Source organism: Neisseria sp. P0006.S009 (assembly GCF_051962915.1).
Lineage (GTDB): Bacteria > Pseudomonadota > Gammaproteobacteria > Burkholderiales > Neisseriaceae > Neisseria > Neisseria subflava_E.
Genome location: NZ_JBQCUV010000002.1, coordinates 257875 through 274318, shown reverse-complemented (window position 1 = coordinate 274318; position 16444 = coordinate 257875). Strand labels below are relative to the sequence as shown.

Sequence of the window (16444 nt, the reverse complement as noted above, 5' to 3'; positions counted from 1 at the left end):
GCAAGCAAATTGCCGTTGAATTTTCGTTTGAGAAGAAAGGCCGTCTGAAAAGTTTCAGACGGCCTTTGTTTGACTGACTTACATCAGATGATTTCCAGAATGAAATACTGACGCAGTTTTTCGTACACATTATTTTGTACGTTGATACAACCATTGGTTATGATGCGGTCGGCCACATGAGGAGAAGCGATGCGTTCCATGCGTCTTTCCTGCGGCTTGAGCGTCCATACCCTGTGTAACGCAAACAGAAAGTCATTTTCTTCTTTGAAACCGATAACTTCGCCACCGTAACCCGGTTTGCTGGTCATCATCGGCGTCATATTGAATTTGCCTTTCGGAGTGGTCTTGCCAATCAGTACCGGATGGCACTGACCGTCATCGGCAAAGCAAAGCTCTGCCTTAGCTGTATTGACCACAACTTTTTTGCGTTGGATATAGTCGCTGACAGCATCGGCAGTGGCCAAAGAGTTCAGGCCTGCTGCCAAGGCTATACCTAATAGGATCCGTTTCAAATTTGTCCTTATTGACGGATGCGTTGAGGAGCTTCTTTAATGATCTCGCGGATGATCACTTGAGGCTCTTGTTTAGGTGTAGGTGCTGGAGGAGGACATACAGCATCTTTAGGGAATACTGGATTCCAGAAGAAGCTGCGTGCAAATTTGTCTTTGTCGAAGATCACTTTGTATTGGCAAGTAGTGATGCCTTCAACGCCGGAAGTGTTTTCAGGGTCAACACCTACGCCTGGGGTGTAGAAGTGGAACAGGTAGTCCCATTCACGCACGCCAACCATGCCTTCGTCGTAGTGAGGACGGCCGAGGATTTTGTAGATGTCGTCTTTGGTCAGGCCAGGACGCATTTGATCCAGCTCGTCAAAAGTCGGGAATGTGCCACGGTCTTTGTTGAAGGTCAGGGAGTAAGGTTTAGGGAAGCGTGGCTCGTCTGTAGTGCCTTCAGGAGTGATTTTGCTCTTAGTAGCACAGGCGGCCAGCAGGCCGGTAGCCAGCAGGACGAAGCCCACTTTTGCGATTTTTTTCATTTGATAATCCTTTTATTGATTTTACCGGCCGAACTTTTCAGACGGCCTGTTAGTGCCGGCAGCGAGTTTGCCGGTTTACCCAAATAATGTTGTGCTTCTTAAAGATGTACCCGACGGTTTGACAAACAGAACATCGGCACATTCCGGCAGGGCATTGCGCCTCATCTCCGTTGTATCCGCCTGAATCGGCAGAACCGTTCAGACGGCCTGACTGACATTTATTGTCACTTTGTAACAATTTCACTGCGAGTAAGGCTTGGGGTTTAGAGATGTCCGGTTTTCGATAAATCAGGTTGTATTGCGTAATACCTTGTTATCTTTGTGCTTTAGTTCTTTTTGGCATTTGCCGGAGATTAGGTACTTAATCTTTCGGGTATTATCCCTGCAAATTGTATGCCAGTTTTCCTTTATACGCATAATTTGCGTATGCCAGAATGTTGGCTTTATACAACATTCATATTAACGAACCAGAAACGGATTGTACCTTTTCTCATGCCCGATGCTGGTCATGCGGCCGTGTCCGGCTATAACTTGCGTGGTTTCGGGCAGGGTTAATAGTTTAGCGCAGATATTGTTTATGAGGTCATCATGATTGCCGCGCGGAAAATCTGTGCGACCAACGGTCTCATAAAATAAGACATCACCTGCGACTAAAAGACCGTTTTCAGCGTTGTAAAAAACGACTTGGCCGGGGGTGTGGCCGGGAATGTGGAGGACTTGGAAACTGTGGTTGCCGACCTTGAGCGTTTCCCCTTCTTCCAGCCAGCGTGTCGGCGTGAATGACGGAGAAACAGGGAAGCCGTATTGCGCCGTTGTTTGCGGAAGGGCTTGGAGCAGGAATTCGTCGTCTTTGTGCGGGCCGAGAACGGGTACGTCGCAGGTTTTCAAAAGTTCAACCACGCCGCCTGCGTGGTCAAGATGGCCGTGAGTCAGCCAAATGGCGGTCAGCTTGAGGCCTTTGTTTTGGACTTGTTGCAATAAATAGGGTACGTCGCCGCCGACATCGGTCAAAACGGCTTCTTTTGTTTCGTCATCCCAAATCAGCGTGCAGTTTTGACGGAAGGGGGTAACGGCGTTGATTTCAAATTGGAGTGCCATGGGTGTTCCTAGGAAATGCTTATTTAATGTTTGTCTACGTTTCAGACGGCCTTTGGTCTATTTAGAATTTAGGTAGTGAGCAACCTTCGTTAACAACAATAGTACATTGAGAGCTTCCAGATGCTTGACATTTTCTCAAGGCAGATGGTTCAGCGTGGCCGGGGATAGGTTCCATTCCATAGAAAGTTTCTACTTTCTTACCCAATTTACCTTGTGCAACGGCGATACAACTATTACGTACCCAAACACCTATCTTACATGGTTTATTTCTACCCCCTTGTTCGCAGGTTTTAATGGCTTCTCTTTCTGCTTCCTCACGAGAATTCATATCAAGTGCGCCACCTGTAATACCAGTTTTAGGATTAAATGCCCAGGCTCCGTATTTTGATGGAACCTTGATATTGATAATTTCCGTAGTCCGTCTTTGTTGACGTTGACCAGGCGAACCACAATTGGAGTTGTAGCCGTATTGGCATAGACCAGGGTCATTTTGCAACGCACCTCTGGTTGCATCATAAGTAGGGTTGGCAACGCAGACATTAAGGCCTGCCAGCCCTAATAACACAAAAAGCAATTTTTTCATTTCAAGTCCAATCGGTTAGTTATCTAAATCTTTGTCGTTTGATGCACGCCATCATTTATAAGGTTTCCAATACATCAGGCAATTCGGCCAAGCTGTTGAGCATGGCGGCATGGGGCAGGGCGGAAAGCTGTTGGGCGGTATGTGCGCCGGTGGTGACTGCGATGGCACGGATTTTGGCGTTGGCGGCCATTTCTAGGTCGTGGGTGGTGTCGCCGACGACGATGGCCTCTTCCGGTTCAACACCCAGTCGGTCGCAGAGGGCGAGTACCATGTCGGGCGCGGGTTTGGACGGATATTCGCTGGCGCAGGCGGTTTCCAGCCAAAAGGCTTGGGTGTCGGTTTGTGCAATGGCTTTGTCCAAGCCGCTCCGGCCTTTGCCGGTCGCTACTGCAAGCCAATAGCCTTGTTGTTTCAAGCGTTGCAGGCAGGGCAGGGCTTCGGTGAACAGGGTCATGTTGCGGTTGTTGGGATTGAGGTAGTGCGCGGCATAGGTCTCAATCAGGGTTTCCTGAACGTGTTCGCTGACGTTGTGGGCAAGGCGGCGGATGATGCCGGACAGGCTGTATCCGATGAGCGGACGGATTTGGTCGGCTTCGGGAACGGGCAGGCCACAATCGGCAAAGCTTTGTTGAAAGGTGTGGATGATGGGGTTGGTGGTGTCGGCAAGCGTGCCGTCCCAGTCGAAAATAATGAGTTTGGGTTTCATGGGTTTCCTTTCAGACGGCCTTTTCCTGATTTTCCAGCATTAAAACAAATTGCGCTAATTCTTGCGGCAGGTGGGCTTTCAGGATTAGTTTTTCGCCGGTCAGCGGATGGGCGAGGTGCAGCTCGGAAGCGTGCAGGAACATTCTTTTCAAACCGAGTTTCTGCAGGCGTTTGTTGGCCTGATAGTCGCCGTAGCGTTCGTCGCCGGCAATGGGGCAGTCTTGCGATTGTAGGTGGACGCGGATTTGGTGGGTGCGGCCGGTTTTCAGGGTGGCTTCGACAAAGGTCAGGTCGGACAGGCCGACTTGGTGCAAAAGGCCGTCTGAAAAACGGTTTAACACGCGGAAGATGGTGTGGGCGGATTGGCCGTCTTCGCTGACGCGCACCATTTTTTCACCTTGTGCGCCGGTGTATTTGAACAGGGGAAGCTTGACGTGGAAGCGGTCGTTCGGCAGCCTGCCGACACCCAGCGCGAGATAGATTTTTTTCGGATGGTCGTTGCGGATGGCTTCGTGCAGTTTCACCAAGGCGCTGCGTTTTTTGGCTATCATCAAAAGGCCGCTGGTGTCTTTGTCGAGGCGGTGGACGAGTTCGAGATAACGCGCTTCGGGACGGGCGCGGCGGATTTGTTCGATGACGCCGAAGCTCACGCCGCTGCCGCCGTGGACGGCAACGCCGGACGGTTTGTTGATGACCAAAAGCGCATCGTCTTCGTAAACGATGTCAAACTCGCGTGCTGGCGCGGCCTGGTTTTCAGCCGGCCTTTGTTTTTCTGCGATGCGTATCGGCGGAATGCGAATAGTATCGCCTGCCTGAATGCGGTTGTCGGGTTTGCAGCGTTTTTTGTTCAGCCGCACTTCGCCGGCGCGGATAATGCGGTGGATATGGCTTTTCGGGACGCCTTTGAGGATTTTTATCAGATAGTTATCAAGGCGTTGGCCTTCCTCGTGTTCGGCAACGGCAATCAGGCTGACTGAATCTTTGCGTATTGCGTGCATTTTCTCTATAATCCCAAACGTCCGTTTCGGGACTCGAACCTGCCGTCGCAGGCCGTCTGAAACGGATTTATTGTTAAAACGAGATTTTATATTAAAAACGCACTCCGCAAAGCATTTCCTTGTGTTTGTTCAAAGCCGGCAAACGCAATCCCGTAATTAAGTTTGAATTGAACCTGCCGTCCGGCCGGGCGTAAGACGCAGTCCGCGCAGCACCGTCCGAAATTACCGGCGCTACGATAATAAGAAGATGTAGGCTGCCTTAATTTTGTCCGAAGCATCAGCATTCGGACGGCAGCGGAACCATCAACCTTTCCGCCGCATTGTTCTTTATTTCCTTCTTTATCCGAATCCGTCCGCACATGGCTTGAGTTCAAGCATGCAACCTTGCGGATTTCAAATCAAATACTGGTTACACGGGGATTTTCCCATCTTGCCTTTGAAGAGTGCCAACCGGACAGACAGGCCGTCTGAAAAAGATATTCACAAATCAAACGGCCGCTGTTCACGAGGTGACTATGAAAAGAATGTTATTCAACGCAACGCAGGCCGAAGAGCTGCGCGTTGCCATTGTCGATGGCCAAAACCTTTTGGACTTGGACATCGAAACGCTGGGCAAAGAACAGCGTAAAGGCAATATCTACAAAGGTATCATTACCCGCATCGAGCCGTCGCTGGAAGCGTGTTTCGTCGATTACGGAACCGACCGCCACGGCTTTTTGCCGTTTAAGGAAGTATCGCGTTCATATTTCCGCGACTACGAAGGCGGCAGGGCGCGTATTCAGGACGTGCTCAAAGAGGGCATGGAAGTTATCGTCCAAGTCGAAAAAGATGAGCGCGGCAACAAAGGCGCGGCACTGACCACCTTCATCAGCCTGGCCGGCCGCTATTTGGTATTGATGCCGAACAACCCGCGCGGCGGCGGCGTATCCCGCCGTATTGAAGGCGAAGAGCGCCAAGAGTTGAAAGCCGCCATGGCCGAACTCGACATTCCGAACGGTATGAGCATCATCGCCCGCACCGCCGGCATCGGCCGCAGCGCGGAAGAGTTGGAATGGGACTTGAACTACCTCAAACAGCTCTGGCAAGCCATTGAAGAAGCAGGCAAAGCACACCATGACCCTTACCTGCTCTTTATGGAAAGCTCGCTGCTGATTCGTGCGATTCGCGACTATTTCCGTCCCGATATCGGCGAGATTTTGGTGGACAATCAAGAAGTTTACGACCAAGTTGCCGAATTCATGAGCTACGTCATGCCGAGCAATGTAGGCCGTCTGAAACTCTATCAAGACCACACGCCGCTGTTTTCCCGTTTCCAAATCGAACACCAAATCGAAAGCGCGTTCTCACGCAGTGTCAGCCTGCCTTCCGGCGGCGCGATTGTGATCGACCACACCGAAGCTTTGGTTTCCATCGACGTCAACTCTGCGCGTGCCACACGTGGCTCGGATATTGAAGACACCGCGTTCAAAACCAATATGGAAGCCGCCGAAGAGGTCGCCCGTCAAATGCGCCTGCGCGACTTGGGCGGTTTGGTCGTCATCGACTTCATCGACATGGAAAATCCGAAACACCAACGCGATGTTGAAAACGTCCTGCGCGACGCGCTCAAAAAAGACCGCGCACGCGTGCAAATGGGCAAACTTTCGCGTTTCGGCCTTTTGGAGTTGAGCCGCCAACGTTTGAAACCGGCTCTGGGAGAAAGCAGCCATGTTGCGTGTCCGCGCTGTGCCGGTACAGGCGTCATCCGCGGCATCGAATCCACCGCCCTGCACGTTTTGCGCATCATTCAAGAAGAAGCAATGAAAGACAACACCGGCGAAGTACACGCACAAGTGCCTGTCGATGTTGCCACCTTCCTGTTGAACGAAAAACGCGCCGAGCTGTTTGCGATGGAAGAGCGCTTGGATGTGAACGTCGTCCTGATTCCAAACATCCACTTGGAAAATCCGCACTACGAAATCAACCGCATCCGCATTGATGACGTAGAAGAAGACGGCGAACCGAGCTACAAACGCGTTGCCGAGCCGGAAGAAGACGAATCTGCCAAACCTTTCGGCAGCGAAAAAGCCAAAGCAGCCCGTCCTGAGCCTGCCGTCAAAGGCGTGCGCCATACCCAGCCTGCGCCAACTGTCGCCCCTGAGAAAAAAGCCTCTTGGTGGGACAGCTTCAAAGCCTGGTTGAAACGTATTTTCGGCGGCGAGCCTGCGCCTGCCGCAGTTGCTCAAGAGCCTGCCGAAAAACGCACTACAACCAACCGCAGCCAAAACAGCAACCGCCGTTCAAACAGCCGCCGTCAAAATCCACGCCGCAACAACAAACACGACGGCAGTAAAGTCGAAGTGCGCGAAGTAGGTGCCGAAGCCGCCGACAGTAAGTTTGAAGAAAGCAAATCAAACGAAAGCCGCAACGACGAGCGTAAAGAAAGCCGCCGCAGCCGCAACCGCAACAACCGCCGCGATGAGCGCAACAACGAGCGTAACCGTGTTGAGGAAACGGTTGAAGACGTAAACGTTCAAGAAGTGGCCGCACTGGCTGAGATGCCGTCTGAAAACCAAGCGGAACAAAACGGCAATAAACGCCGCCGCAACAACGGCCGTAACGAGCGCAACCGCCATCAATCTACGGAAAACCGTGTTGAAGACGTGAACGTTCAAGCCGATGGCGAACAGGCGCGAGTTGAAACGGACGACAATGCTCGCAGCGAAGAGGGTGTGAAAAACAACGGCCGTCAAGGACGCGACCGCAACAATCGTCAGCGCAACAATCGCAACGACCGCCGTTCTAACAGCAAAAAACGCAATATTCCGTCTTCAGCAAAAATCGAGCAATACCTGAACATTACCGATACCGCCGACAAAGTTCTCTTTGCTGTGGCGCATGTTTTGGGTTTGAACGAAACGGTTGAAGCTGCAAATGCGACATTGTCTTCTGAAAGCGATCAAGCCGAGCCGCTGGTGATTGTAGTATCCGAGCCTGAAGTGACCAGCGCAGAGCCATTCGTATTTGCGATTGAAAGCGAAGACGAGCCTGCCGTAGCGCAAACTGAAGGCGCTGATGCCGAACAAGCCCTGCTTGCTTCTGCAGTCAGCAATGTCAAAGAAGCCATTGCTGCGGTATTGTCTCCGAATGCAACGGCTACTGTTGCACCGGTTGAAGCACCAGCCGGAACTGTTGCCACACAAACTGAAGCCGTAGCTGAAGCAGCGCCTGTCGCAATCGTTGTACCTGAGAGCTTGGGCGATTTGATCTTCGTTGAAACCGATCCGCAAGCCGTTGCCGCTTTTGCTGCGCAGCCACAACCTGAACCGGTTGCCAAAACACGCCGTTCGGATGTGCCTAAAGTAGAAGTGGAAGACGTAGCAGTCGAAATGATTTTGGTGGAAACACGCAAAGATTAAGATTGGTTTTCCAGTTAAAAGCCCGATGTTGAACGCATCGGGCTTTTTTATTGGTAAGGAGATGCACTGCTCATTTGCTTTGTGTTTGCCACGAGGGTTGCTTCATGCTTGAAAAAGCAGGATAGCTTGCTGAGAAAGGGAGGGCATGTTTTTTTCAATAGGAAGGGCTTAATGAAAATTGGTATGAGAAAAGCCGTCTGAAATGGTTTCAGACGGCCTTGGTTTGTGTGTGTATGTTTGGGTATTGTGATTATTTTTTGTTCAGAGAGTCACGGATTTCGCGCAACAACAGAACTTCTTCGCTAGGCTCTGCCGGTGCTTCTTCAGCAGGAGCTTCGGTTTTTTTCACAGAGTTGATGGCTTTAACCACACAGAAGATGGCAGCGGCAACGATCAGGAAGCTGATCACAGTATTGATGAACAGACCGATGTTCAGGGTAACGGCACCGGCTGCTTGAGCGGCTGCTAGATTGGCGTAACCTTCTGCAGGAGCGGCTTGTGCGCCGTCTTTCAGGGTGATGAACAGGTTGGAGAAATCAACGCCGCCGATCAGCAGACCGATAGGAGGCATGATTACATCGTCAACCAATGATTTGACGATGCCGCTGAATGCTGTACCGACAACCATACCGACTGCGAGGTCGACAACGTTGCCACGCATAATAAATTCTTTAAATTCTGAAGCGATTGACATAATTAATCTCCTGTATGTGTTTGAGTCAAAATCAGATGTAGTTCAATAAAACGGCAGGCATATTAACGCTTTATCGGTTAAGAAAAATTCATTAATGTTAAATTTTGTATTTCATGCTAAAAATGCCCGGCTTCTATGCCTTCTGTATGAAAAAACAGGCCGTCTGAATTTTTTCTGTTACTTTTTTACACCACTTTTTATCAGCGGCTAAGTATCAGATAACATGAATGTTATCTTTAGAATCAATGCTCTATCGGAATTTCAGATTAAGGTGGAATGATAATATAATAATGTTGAAAACATAATCATTAAAAACCTGTAAAGGTAATGTTTCGTATCCGTATTTGACTTTCAGACGGCCTTTTTGGTTATGCAGTTATTCAAGCCATAATGTAATAGTCATAAAAAACGCACTTTCATCATGAAAGTGCGTTTTGCGTGTAAACCGTTTAGTTCTCTTCGTCGTTCAGTGCGTTGATGCTGTAACCGCCGTCAACGTACGTAATCTCGCCGGTGATGCCGGAAGCGAGGTCGGACAGCAGGAAGGCGGCTGTGTTACCGACTTCTTCAGTGGTAACGTTGCGACCCAATGGGTTGTGGGAAGCGACGTGGCCCAAGAGTTTGCTTAAATCGGCGATGCCGGAAGCGGCCAGGGTTTTGATCGGGCCTGCGGAGATGCCGTTGCAGCGGATGCCTTCTTTGCCCAGGCAGGCGGCAGTGAAGCGGATGCCGGCTTCGAGGCTGGCTTTGGCCATGCCCATAACGTTGTAGTTAGGAATGGCACGAACGGCGCCCAAGTAGCTCAGGGCGACGATTGCGGCATTGCGGCCCTGCATCATCGGACGGGCGGCTTTAGCCAGCGCAGGCAGGCTGTATGCGGAGATTTCATGAGCGGTGTTGAACGCTTCGCGGCTGATGCTGTCGAGGAAGTCGCCGCTCAAGGCTTCTTTGGGGGCGAAGCCGATGGAGTGGACGAGGCCGTCCAAGCCGTCCCAATGTTTGCCCAAGTCAACGAACACTTGGTTGATTTCGTCGTCGCTGGCAACGTCGCAGCGGAACACGAGTTCGGAGCCGAGTTCGGCCGCCATTTTACGGACGCGCTCTTCCAGTTTGTCGACAACATAAGTAAATGCCAATTCCGCGCCTTGTTCGCGGCAGGCTTTGGCGATGCCGTAAGCGATGGAACGCTCGGAGATCATGCCGGTAATCAGAATTTTTTTGCCTTGCAAAAAGCCCATTTTCTTATCCTTTAAGTGGTATTGCGGTTGCATTAAACTGCGCATTATAGCAAAAACCGCTGTTTCGGCATAGAAAACAACGGATAACCCTTTGTCTTGCCTCAAATAGGGATGAGGTTGTCTGCCGAGGCCGTCTGAAACCTGACGGAACGTCGGCAAAACGTTATACTTGATGGTGTTAATGACTGATGTTTCAGGAGTGAACCATGCCCGAGCAAAACCGCATTCTCTGCCGAGAACTTAGCCTGTTGGCGTTTAACCGTCGTGTGCTGGCTCAGGCGCAGGATGCGAATGTTCCTTTGTTGGAGCGTTTGCGTTTTTTGTGCATTGTTTCTTCCAATTTGGACGAATTTTTTGAAGTGCGCATGGCGTGGTTGAAACGCGAAAACAAACTGCGTCCGCATCAACTGCTCGACAACGGAAAAACCGCGGCCGAAACAATCGAAGCGGTGGCGAAAGAGGCGCAGGCCTTGATCCGCGAGCAGTACGATCTGTTTAACAAAGTATTACAGCCTGCACTCGGCCGTGCCGGCATTCATTTCTATCGCCGCCACAAATGGACGGCTGCGCAGAAAAAATGGATCGAAAACTATTTCGACAACGAGCTTTTGCCCATTCTCACCCCCATCGGCCTTGATCCGTCACACCCATTCCCGCGCCCGTTAAACAAATCGCTCAACTTTGCCGTTGAACTAGAAGGCACGGATGCGTTCGGCCGTCCGTCCGGGATGGCGATTGTGCAGGCTCCGCGCATTTTGCCGCGCGTCGTCCCCATGCCGTCTGAAATTTGCGGCGGCGATGCAGGCTTTGTGTTCTTGTCTTCGATTTTGCACGCCCATGTCGGCAAACTCTTTCCCGGCATGAAGGTTAAAGACTGCCATCAGTTCCGCCTCACGCGCGACAGCGATTTGACGGTTGATGAAGAAGATTTGAAAAACCTGCGTGCCGCGATTCAAAACGAATTGCACGACCGCGAATACGGCGACGGCGTGCGCTTGGAAGTAGCGGACACTTGTCCGGCGCATATTCACGACTTCTTGCTTGCCCAGTTCAAGCTGACTTCTGCCGAGCTGTATCAGGTCAAAGGGCCGGTCAATTTGGTGCGCCTCAATGCCGTCCCCGATTTGGTGGACAGGCCGGATTTGAAGTTTCCGCCACGCAATGCAGGCCGTCTGAAAGCCTTGCGCAAAAACGGCTCCGTATTCAAACTGGTCAAACAGTCGCCGATCTTGCTGCACCATCCGTATCAGTCTTTCGATCCGGTTGTTCAAATGATACGCGAGGCTGCGGCCGATCCGGATGTGTTGGCCGTCAAAATGACTATCTACCGTACCGGCAGCAATTCCGAGCTTGTGCGCGCATTGATGAAGGCCGCACTGGCGGGCAAACAAGTAACCGTCGTCGTTGAGCTGATGGCACGTTTTGACGAAGCCAACAACGTCAACTGGGCGAAACAGCTCGAAGAGGCGGGCGCGCACGTCGTGTACGGCGTATTTGGCTACAAAGTTCACGCCAAAATGGCTTTGGTTATCCGCCGCGAAGACGGCGTGCTCAAGCATTATGCCCACCTCGGTACCGGTAACTACCACCAAGGCACATCGCGCATTTACACCGACTTCGGCATCATTACCGCCGACGAACAAATCACTGCCGATGTGAACACTTTGTTTATGGAAATCACAGGCTTGGGCAAGCCGGGCCGTCTGAACAAGCTCTATCAAAGCCCGTTTACCCTGCACAAAATGGTCATCGACCGCATCAAGCAGGAAACCGAACACGCCAAAGCAGGCAAACCGGCGCGGATTACCGCCAAGATGAATTCCCTCATCGAGCCGAGCGTAATTGATGCGCTGTATCAGGCCAGCGCGGCAGGCGTGCAAATCGACCTGATTGTGCGCGGTATGTGTACTTTGCGCCCGGGTGTAAAAGGCTTGTCCGAAAATATCCGCGTCCGCTCCATTATCGGCCGCCAACTCGAACACTCGCGCGTGTATTGCTTCCATAACAACGGCGCAGACGATACCTTTATCTCCAGCGCCGACTGGATGGGTCGCAACTTCTTCCGCCGCATTGAAGTCGCCACGCCGATTACCACGCCCGAACTCAAAGAACGCGTGATCCGCGAAGGTTTGGAAATGGCTTTGGAAGACAATACCCAAGCTTGGCTGATGCAGCCTGACGGCAGCTACGTCCGCACCCAGCCGCAAGACGGCGAGCCTGCGTTTGGTTTGCAGGAAGGTTTGTGGAAAATATACGGACGTTGAGTTGAATAATGTCTCAGGCCGTCTGAAACGCAGGTTTCAGACGGCCTTTTTTGATTTTGCCGTTATAATTCCGTTTCCCAATCTTTCAGACGGCCTTTTCCTATGAAATCTTACCCCGATTCCTATCTCCATTTTGAAAACCTCGAATCTCCCGAAACGCAAGATTTTGCCGCCGCGGCCCATGCCGAAACGCGTGCGCGTTTTTTAGAAAACGACAAAGCGCGCGCATTGTCCGACGGCATTTTGGCGCAGTTGCAGGACACGCGGCAGATTCCGTTTTGTCAGGAACACCGCGCGCGGATGTACCATTTCCATCAGGACGCAGAATATCCGAAGGGCGTGTACCGCGTATGTACCGCGGCGACGTACCGTTCCGGCTATCCCGAGTGGAAAATCCTGTTTTCAGTGGCGGATTTCGATGAATTGCTCGGCGACGATGTGTATTTGGGCGGCGTGTCGCACTTGGTGGAACAGCCCAACCGCGCGTTGTTAACACTGAGCAAATCGGGCGGAGATACGGCGTACACGCTGGAAGTGGATTTGGAAGCAGGGGAGTTGGTAGAAGGCGGTTTTCACTTTCCGGCAGGCAAAAACCATGTGTCGTGGCGCGATGAAAACAGCGTTTGGGTCTGTCCGGCTTGGGACGAACGCCAGTTGACCGAATCGGGCTATCCGCGCGAAGTATGGCTGGTGGATCGCGGCAAAAGTTTCGAGGAAAGCCTGCCGGTGTATCAAATTGCCGAAGACGGCATGATGGTGAACGCGTGGCGTTACCTCGATCCGCAGGGTTCGCCCATTGATTTAATTGAAGCATCGGACGGTTTTTACACCAAAACCTATTTGCAGGTCTCAGCCGAAGGCGAGGCGAAACCGTTAAACCTGCCCAACGATTGCGACGTAGTCGGCTATCTGGCTGGACATCTTTTGCTGACGCTGCGCAAAGACTGGAACCGCGCGAACCAAAGCTATCCGAGCGGCGCATTGGTGGCAGTAAAATTAAACCGCGGCGAATTAGGCGCGGCGCAGCTTTTGTTTGCGCCCGATGAAACGCAGGCATTAGAAAGCGTGGAAACGACCAAGCGTTTTGTGGTGGCGAGCCTACTGGAAAACGTACAAGGCCGTCTGAAAGCATGGCGTTTTACCGACGGCAAATGGCAGGAAGTCGAACTGCCGCGCCTGCCTTCGGGCGCGTTGGAAATGACCGACCAACCGTGGGGCGGCGACGTGGTTTACCTTGCCGCCAGCGATTTCACCACACCGCTGACGCTGTTTGCATTGGATTTGAACGTGATGGAACTGACCGTCATGCGCCGTCAGCCGCAGCAGTTCGATTCAGACGGCATCAACGTGCAGCAGTTTTGGACGACTTCAGCCGACGGCGAGCGCATTCCTTATTTCCACGTCGGCAAAAACGCCACGCCCGACACGCCGACCTTAGTCTATGCCTACGGCGGTTTCGGTATTCCCGAATTGCCGCATTATTTGGGTAGCGTCGGCAAATATTGGCTGGAAGAGGGCAATGCCTTTGTGTTGGCGAACATCCGCGGCGGCGGCGAATTCGGCCCGCGTTGGCATCAGGCGGCGCAGGGAATCAGCAAACATAAAAGCGTTGATGATTTGCTTGCCGTCGTGCGCGATTTGTCCGAACGCGGTATCAGTTCGCCCAAACACATCGGCTTGCAGGGAGGCAGCAACGGCGGCCTGATTACCGCCGCCGCCTTCGTGCGCGAACCTCAAAGCATTGGCGCGCTGGTGTGCGAAGTGCCGCTGACCGACATGATCCGTTATCCGCTGCTCTCCGCCGGTTCAAGCTGGACGGACGAATACGGCAATCCGCAAAAATACGAAGTCTGCAAACGCTGGCTGGGCGAATTGTCGCCGTATCACAATCTTTCAGACGGCATCAATTATCCGCCAGCGCTCATTACCACCAGCCTCAGCGACGACCGCGTCCATCCCGCCCACGCGCTCAAGTTCTACGCCAAACTGCGCGAAACCTCGCCGCAATCTTGGCTCTACTCGCCTGACGGCGGCGGCCATACCGGCAACGGTACGCAACGCGAATCCGCCGACGAACTTACCTGCGTATTGCTGTTTTTGAAAGAGTTTTTGGGGTAGAAGCAAGCAGCAGGACTGACTGTTTCGTAAAGTTGAGAAACAAAATACTCTTGTTTCGGTAAGTGAAAAGAAGGCCGTCTGAAAAACGAATATTAAAGTTTTTCAGACGGCCTTCTTTTCTTTTAACTTTCAACATATCCCGATAAAATGGACACTTTGTAAGTGATCATTGATGGAAGACGCAATTATGGCAGCCGAACCGAAAAATTATACACGATTTAGAAAATAATTTCAAACAAAACAACATATTAAAACTCAAGCAAATCTTTCCCGAAGTCTTTTGCGAAGACCAAATCGACTTTGAGAAACTCAAACTCGTCCTTGGCGCAGAAAACCTTGCCGGTGTGGGCGAACGTTATCAACTCGATGCTGTAGAAACTAGTAGCGTTGTTTACAGTATTTTCAGGAGAATACTGAAACATGAACATGCACAAAAACACCCGTCTCACCCCGTCTCTGGATTTGGATATCCTCAACGGCATCATGCGCCAAGCCGTGTTGCAGCAGCTGCAAACCTACTTGGGCGCGGACACCATCATCGAAACACACATCACCCGCGATATGCTCGAACGCGCAGAAAAAATCCGCCTCTCCAACGCCTTGAGAGGCGTGTTTGAGGCGGATTTGGTGTACTAGGAACAATCAATGATTTCTCGGAAATGGATAAAGCCTGAAGGCGATTATTCGTTAGACGGTTTATCTGTCTGAGACGGTTTATCTGTCTGAGACTTGTGCGTTTGCAATATGCTCACTACCTTACCCTCATAACGCTGGCGTAACCACGCCTGTATCCGCTCGTAATCTTTGGCAGGTAGTGGCTGCTCCAATTCGAGAGAGACAACGACGATATCGTCATATGTATCTGTCTTCGGTTCTGCGTTTTTTTGGCTTTCAGACTGTTCGGAAACAGGCGTTGTTTGCGCTTTATCCCAAGCCAAGCCGCGTCCGACAACGATTTTTTCCGCTTCCGGATATTGGGCTTTTAATTCCTTAAGTACCGCTGCATCGTCGATATCGGAGGCTTTGCCTGCCAGTACGGTATCGATATAGGCCTGTTGCTCTTTCAGCTCATTTTGCTGCTGAACCGGGTTGTTTTGGCTTGCCAGCAATTCTTCGATTTTGGCATTGTCCCCTCCCGCATAGACCACGTTGACCTTCGGCTCTTTCACACCTGACGCTTCAAGGCTTTTCACGAGCAAGGCGGAAATTTTCTCGGCATTGCCCGTTCCATTGACAACCAGACTGACTTTATTTTCTCTATGGTTCAACATCTTACGCAGCACGAAAAAACCTTCCTGTTGCTTCGCAGTGGCAATGGCAGCATTGGCTCTGGTGTTGAAGATCTCCTGACGCACCAGTCCTGATGCCATATAGCCGCTCGGAATCATCACAGCCAACACGACAGCAGTAATAATGATGCTTTGCAACCGGCGTTTGGATTCCGTTACCAGCCCCCTGCGCGGCAGCTTGAGCAGCTTGGAAAACAACAAGGTCGAAAAAGCGATGAACACGCAGTTGATGGCAAAAAGATATGAAGCACCGAGAAAGTAGTGCCAGTTGCCATGTGCCAGTCCGTAGCCCGCAGTACACAGGGGCGGCATCAATGCGGTAGCAATCGCCACACCCGGTATGGCATTGCCTCCTTCTTTTCGAGTCAGCGCCACAATACCCGCACTACCGCCGAAGAAGGCAATCAACACATCCCAAAGGGTCGGCTGAGTACGCGCCAAAAGCTCGCTTTGCGCCTCTTTAAGCGGGGTTAACAGGAAATACAACGTAGCGGTAATCAAGCTGATGACGACGAATATAATAATATTGCGCACGGCTTGACGGATCAGCGCAGTATCCCCTACCGCCAAACCGTAACCCATACCTACAATCGGCCCCATCAACGGCGAAATCAACATCGCGCCGATCACTACCGCCGTGCTGTTTACATTTAGACCGATACTCGCCACGGCAATGGCAAACATCAATACCCACATATTGGTTCCGGACACCCGAGTATTGGCGCGGATGACGGCATCAATTTTATCGGGATGGGCCTGGTCATGCGCAAGATTGAACACATCTTGCAACTTGGTCATGGCACCATTGTCTTCTTTTGGCTGATTTTCTTGTTCTTCTTGGTTTTTAATGTTTTCTTGGTCTTGCATTTTCATCCTTAAATCAATCTTAACGATTGTCTCTGAATATTTAATTAACTGGAATTTCGGATACTGATAATTATGCTTTAATACTGATTTCAAATATGATTAAGCAGATACCTTGCAGAAGGTTAGCATACACATGAAAACGCTGACAACGCTGAT

13 protein-coding genes and 1 pseudogene are annotated in these 16444 nt (G+C 51.4%); 4 read left to right on the top strand and 10 right to left on the bottom strand.

Annotated features, from left to right (window positions below; translation table 11 throughout):
• Positions 1–83: 83 nt before the first annotated feature.
• The 6 genes from ACTHTK_RS05110 to ACTHTK_RS05085 form a co-directional block, all read right to left on the bottom strand.
• Complete coding sequence (locus ACTHTK_RS05110) at positions 84–512, bottom strand: L,D-transpeptidase (RefSeq protein WP_107723830.1); 429 nt, start codon at positions 510–512, stop codon at positions 84–86.
• 8 nt (positions 513–520) lie between these two features.
• Complete coding sequence (locus ACTHTK_RS05105; protein ID WP_070587953.1) at positions 521–1036, bottom strand: outer membrane protein assembly factor BamE; 516 nt, start codon at positions 1034–1036, stop codon at positions 521–523.
• Between the two features lie 459 nt (positions 1037–1495).
• Positions 1496–2134: an MBL fold metallo-hydrolase gene (locus tag ACTHTK_RS05100; protein ID WP_004519037.1), complete on the bottom strand. Its 639-nt coding sequence runs from the start codon at positions 2132–2134 to the stop codon at positions 1496–1498.
• 61 nt (positions 2135–2195) lie between these two features.
• Positions 2196–2717 carry a DUF4189 domain-containing protein gene (locus ACTHTK_RS05095; protein ID WP_004519036.1) on the bottom strand — a complete coding sequence of 174 codons (522 nt, stop codon included), beginning with the start codon at positions 2715–2717 and terminating at the stop codon, positions 2196–2198.
• 55 nt (positions 2718–2772) lie between these two features.
• Positions 2773–3423 carry an HAD-IA family hydrolase gene (locus ACTHTK_RS05090; RefSeq protein WP_004519035.1) on the bottom strand — a complete coding sequence of 217 codons (651 nt, stop codon included), beginning with the start codon at positions 3421–3423 and terminating at the stop codon, positions 2773–2775.
• Positions 3424–3433: 10 nt separating this feature from the next.
• Positions 3434–4420 (bottom strand): RluA family pseudouridine synthase, encoded by a 987-nt coding sequence (locus ACTHTK_RS05085; protein ID WP_039861877.1) that lies wholly within the window; start codon positions 4418–4420, stop codon positions 3434–3436.
• A gap of 515 nt (positions 4421–4935) precedes the next feature.
• Between ACTHTK_RS05085 and ACTHTK_RS05080 the strand changes: the two genes are divergently transcribed.
• On the top strand, positions 4936–7818 hold the full coding sequence (locus ACTHTK_RS05080) for an Rne/Rng family ribonuclease (RefSeq protein ID WP_063069102.1): 2883 nt from the start codon (positions 4936–4938) through the stop codon (positions 7816–7818).
• Between the two features lie 250 nt (positions 7819–8068).
• Here ACTHTK_RS05080 and mscL read toward each other — a convergent pair whose 3' ends face one another.
• Both mscL and fabI read right to left on the bottom strand, forming a co-directional pair.
• The gene (mscL, locus tag ACTHTK_RS05075; protein WP_036492108.1) at positions 8069–8512 is read right to left on the bottom strand and encodes a large conductance mechanosensitive channel protein MscL; all 444 of its coding nucleotides are present in this window, start codon (positions 8510–8512) and stop codon (positions 8069–8071) included.
• A 449-nt stretch (positions 8513–8961) separates the two neighbouring features.
• Positions 8962–9750: an enoyl-ACP reductase FabI gene (gene fabI, locus ACTHTK_RS05070; RefSeq protein ID WP_003748060.1), complete on the bottom strand. Its 789-nt coding sequence runs from the start codon at positions 9748–9750 to the stop codon at positions 8962–8964.
• 206 nt (positions 9751–9956) lie between these two features.
• On the opposite strand from fabI, the gene ppk1 reads away from it, so the two are divergent.
• Positions 9957–12014 carry a polyphosphate kinase 1 gene (ppk1, locus tag ACTHTK_RS05065; RefSeq protein ID WP_440360553.1) on the top strand — a complete coding sequence of 686 codons (2058 nt, stop codon included), beginning with the start codon at positions 9957–9959 and terminating at the stop codon, positions 12012–12014.
• A 102-nt stretch (positions 12015–12116) separates the two neighbouring features.
• Positions 12117–14132, top strand: coding sequence for a prolyl oligopeptidase family serine peptidase (locus ACTHTK_RS05060; RefSeq protein WP_440378452.1), 2016 nt, complete (start codon positions 12117–12119; stop codon positions 14130–14132).
• A gap of 248 nt (positions 14133–14380) precedes the next feature.
• On the opposite strand, the gene ACTHTK_RS05055 is transcribed toward ACTHTK_RS05060, so the two are convergent.
• Positions 14381–14554 (bottom strand): DNA topoisomerase, encoded by a 174-nt coding sequence (locus tag ACTHTK_RS05055; RefSeq protein WP_198400575.1) that lies wholly within the window; start codon positions 14552–14554, stop codon positions 14381–14383.
• A gap of 22 nt (positions 14555–14576) precedes the next feature.
• Between ACTHTK_RS05055 and ACTHTK_RS05050 the strand changes: the two are divergent.
• A pseudogene (locus ACTHTK_RS05050) lies at positions 14577–14768 on the top strand (aminotransferase class IV); the annotation flags it as partial.
• A 44-nt stretch (positions 14769–14812) separates the two neighbouring features.
• Here ACTHTK_RS05050 and ACTHTK_RS05045 read toward each other — a convergent pair.
• Positions 14813–16288, bottom strand: a complete 1476-nt coding sequence (locus tag ACTHTK_RS05045; RefSeq protein ID WP_049344980.1) for a DUF389 domain-containing protein — start codon at positions 16286–16288, stop codon at positions 14813–14815.
• Positions 16289–16444: the final 156 nt, after the last annotated feature.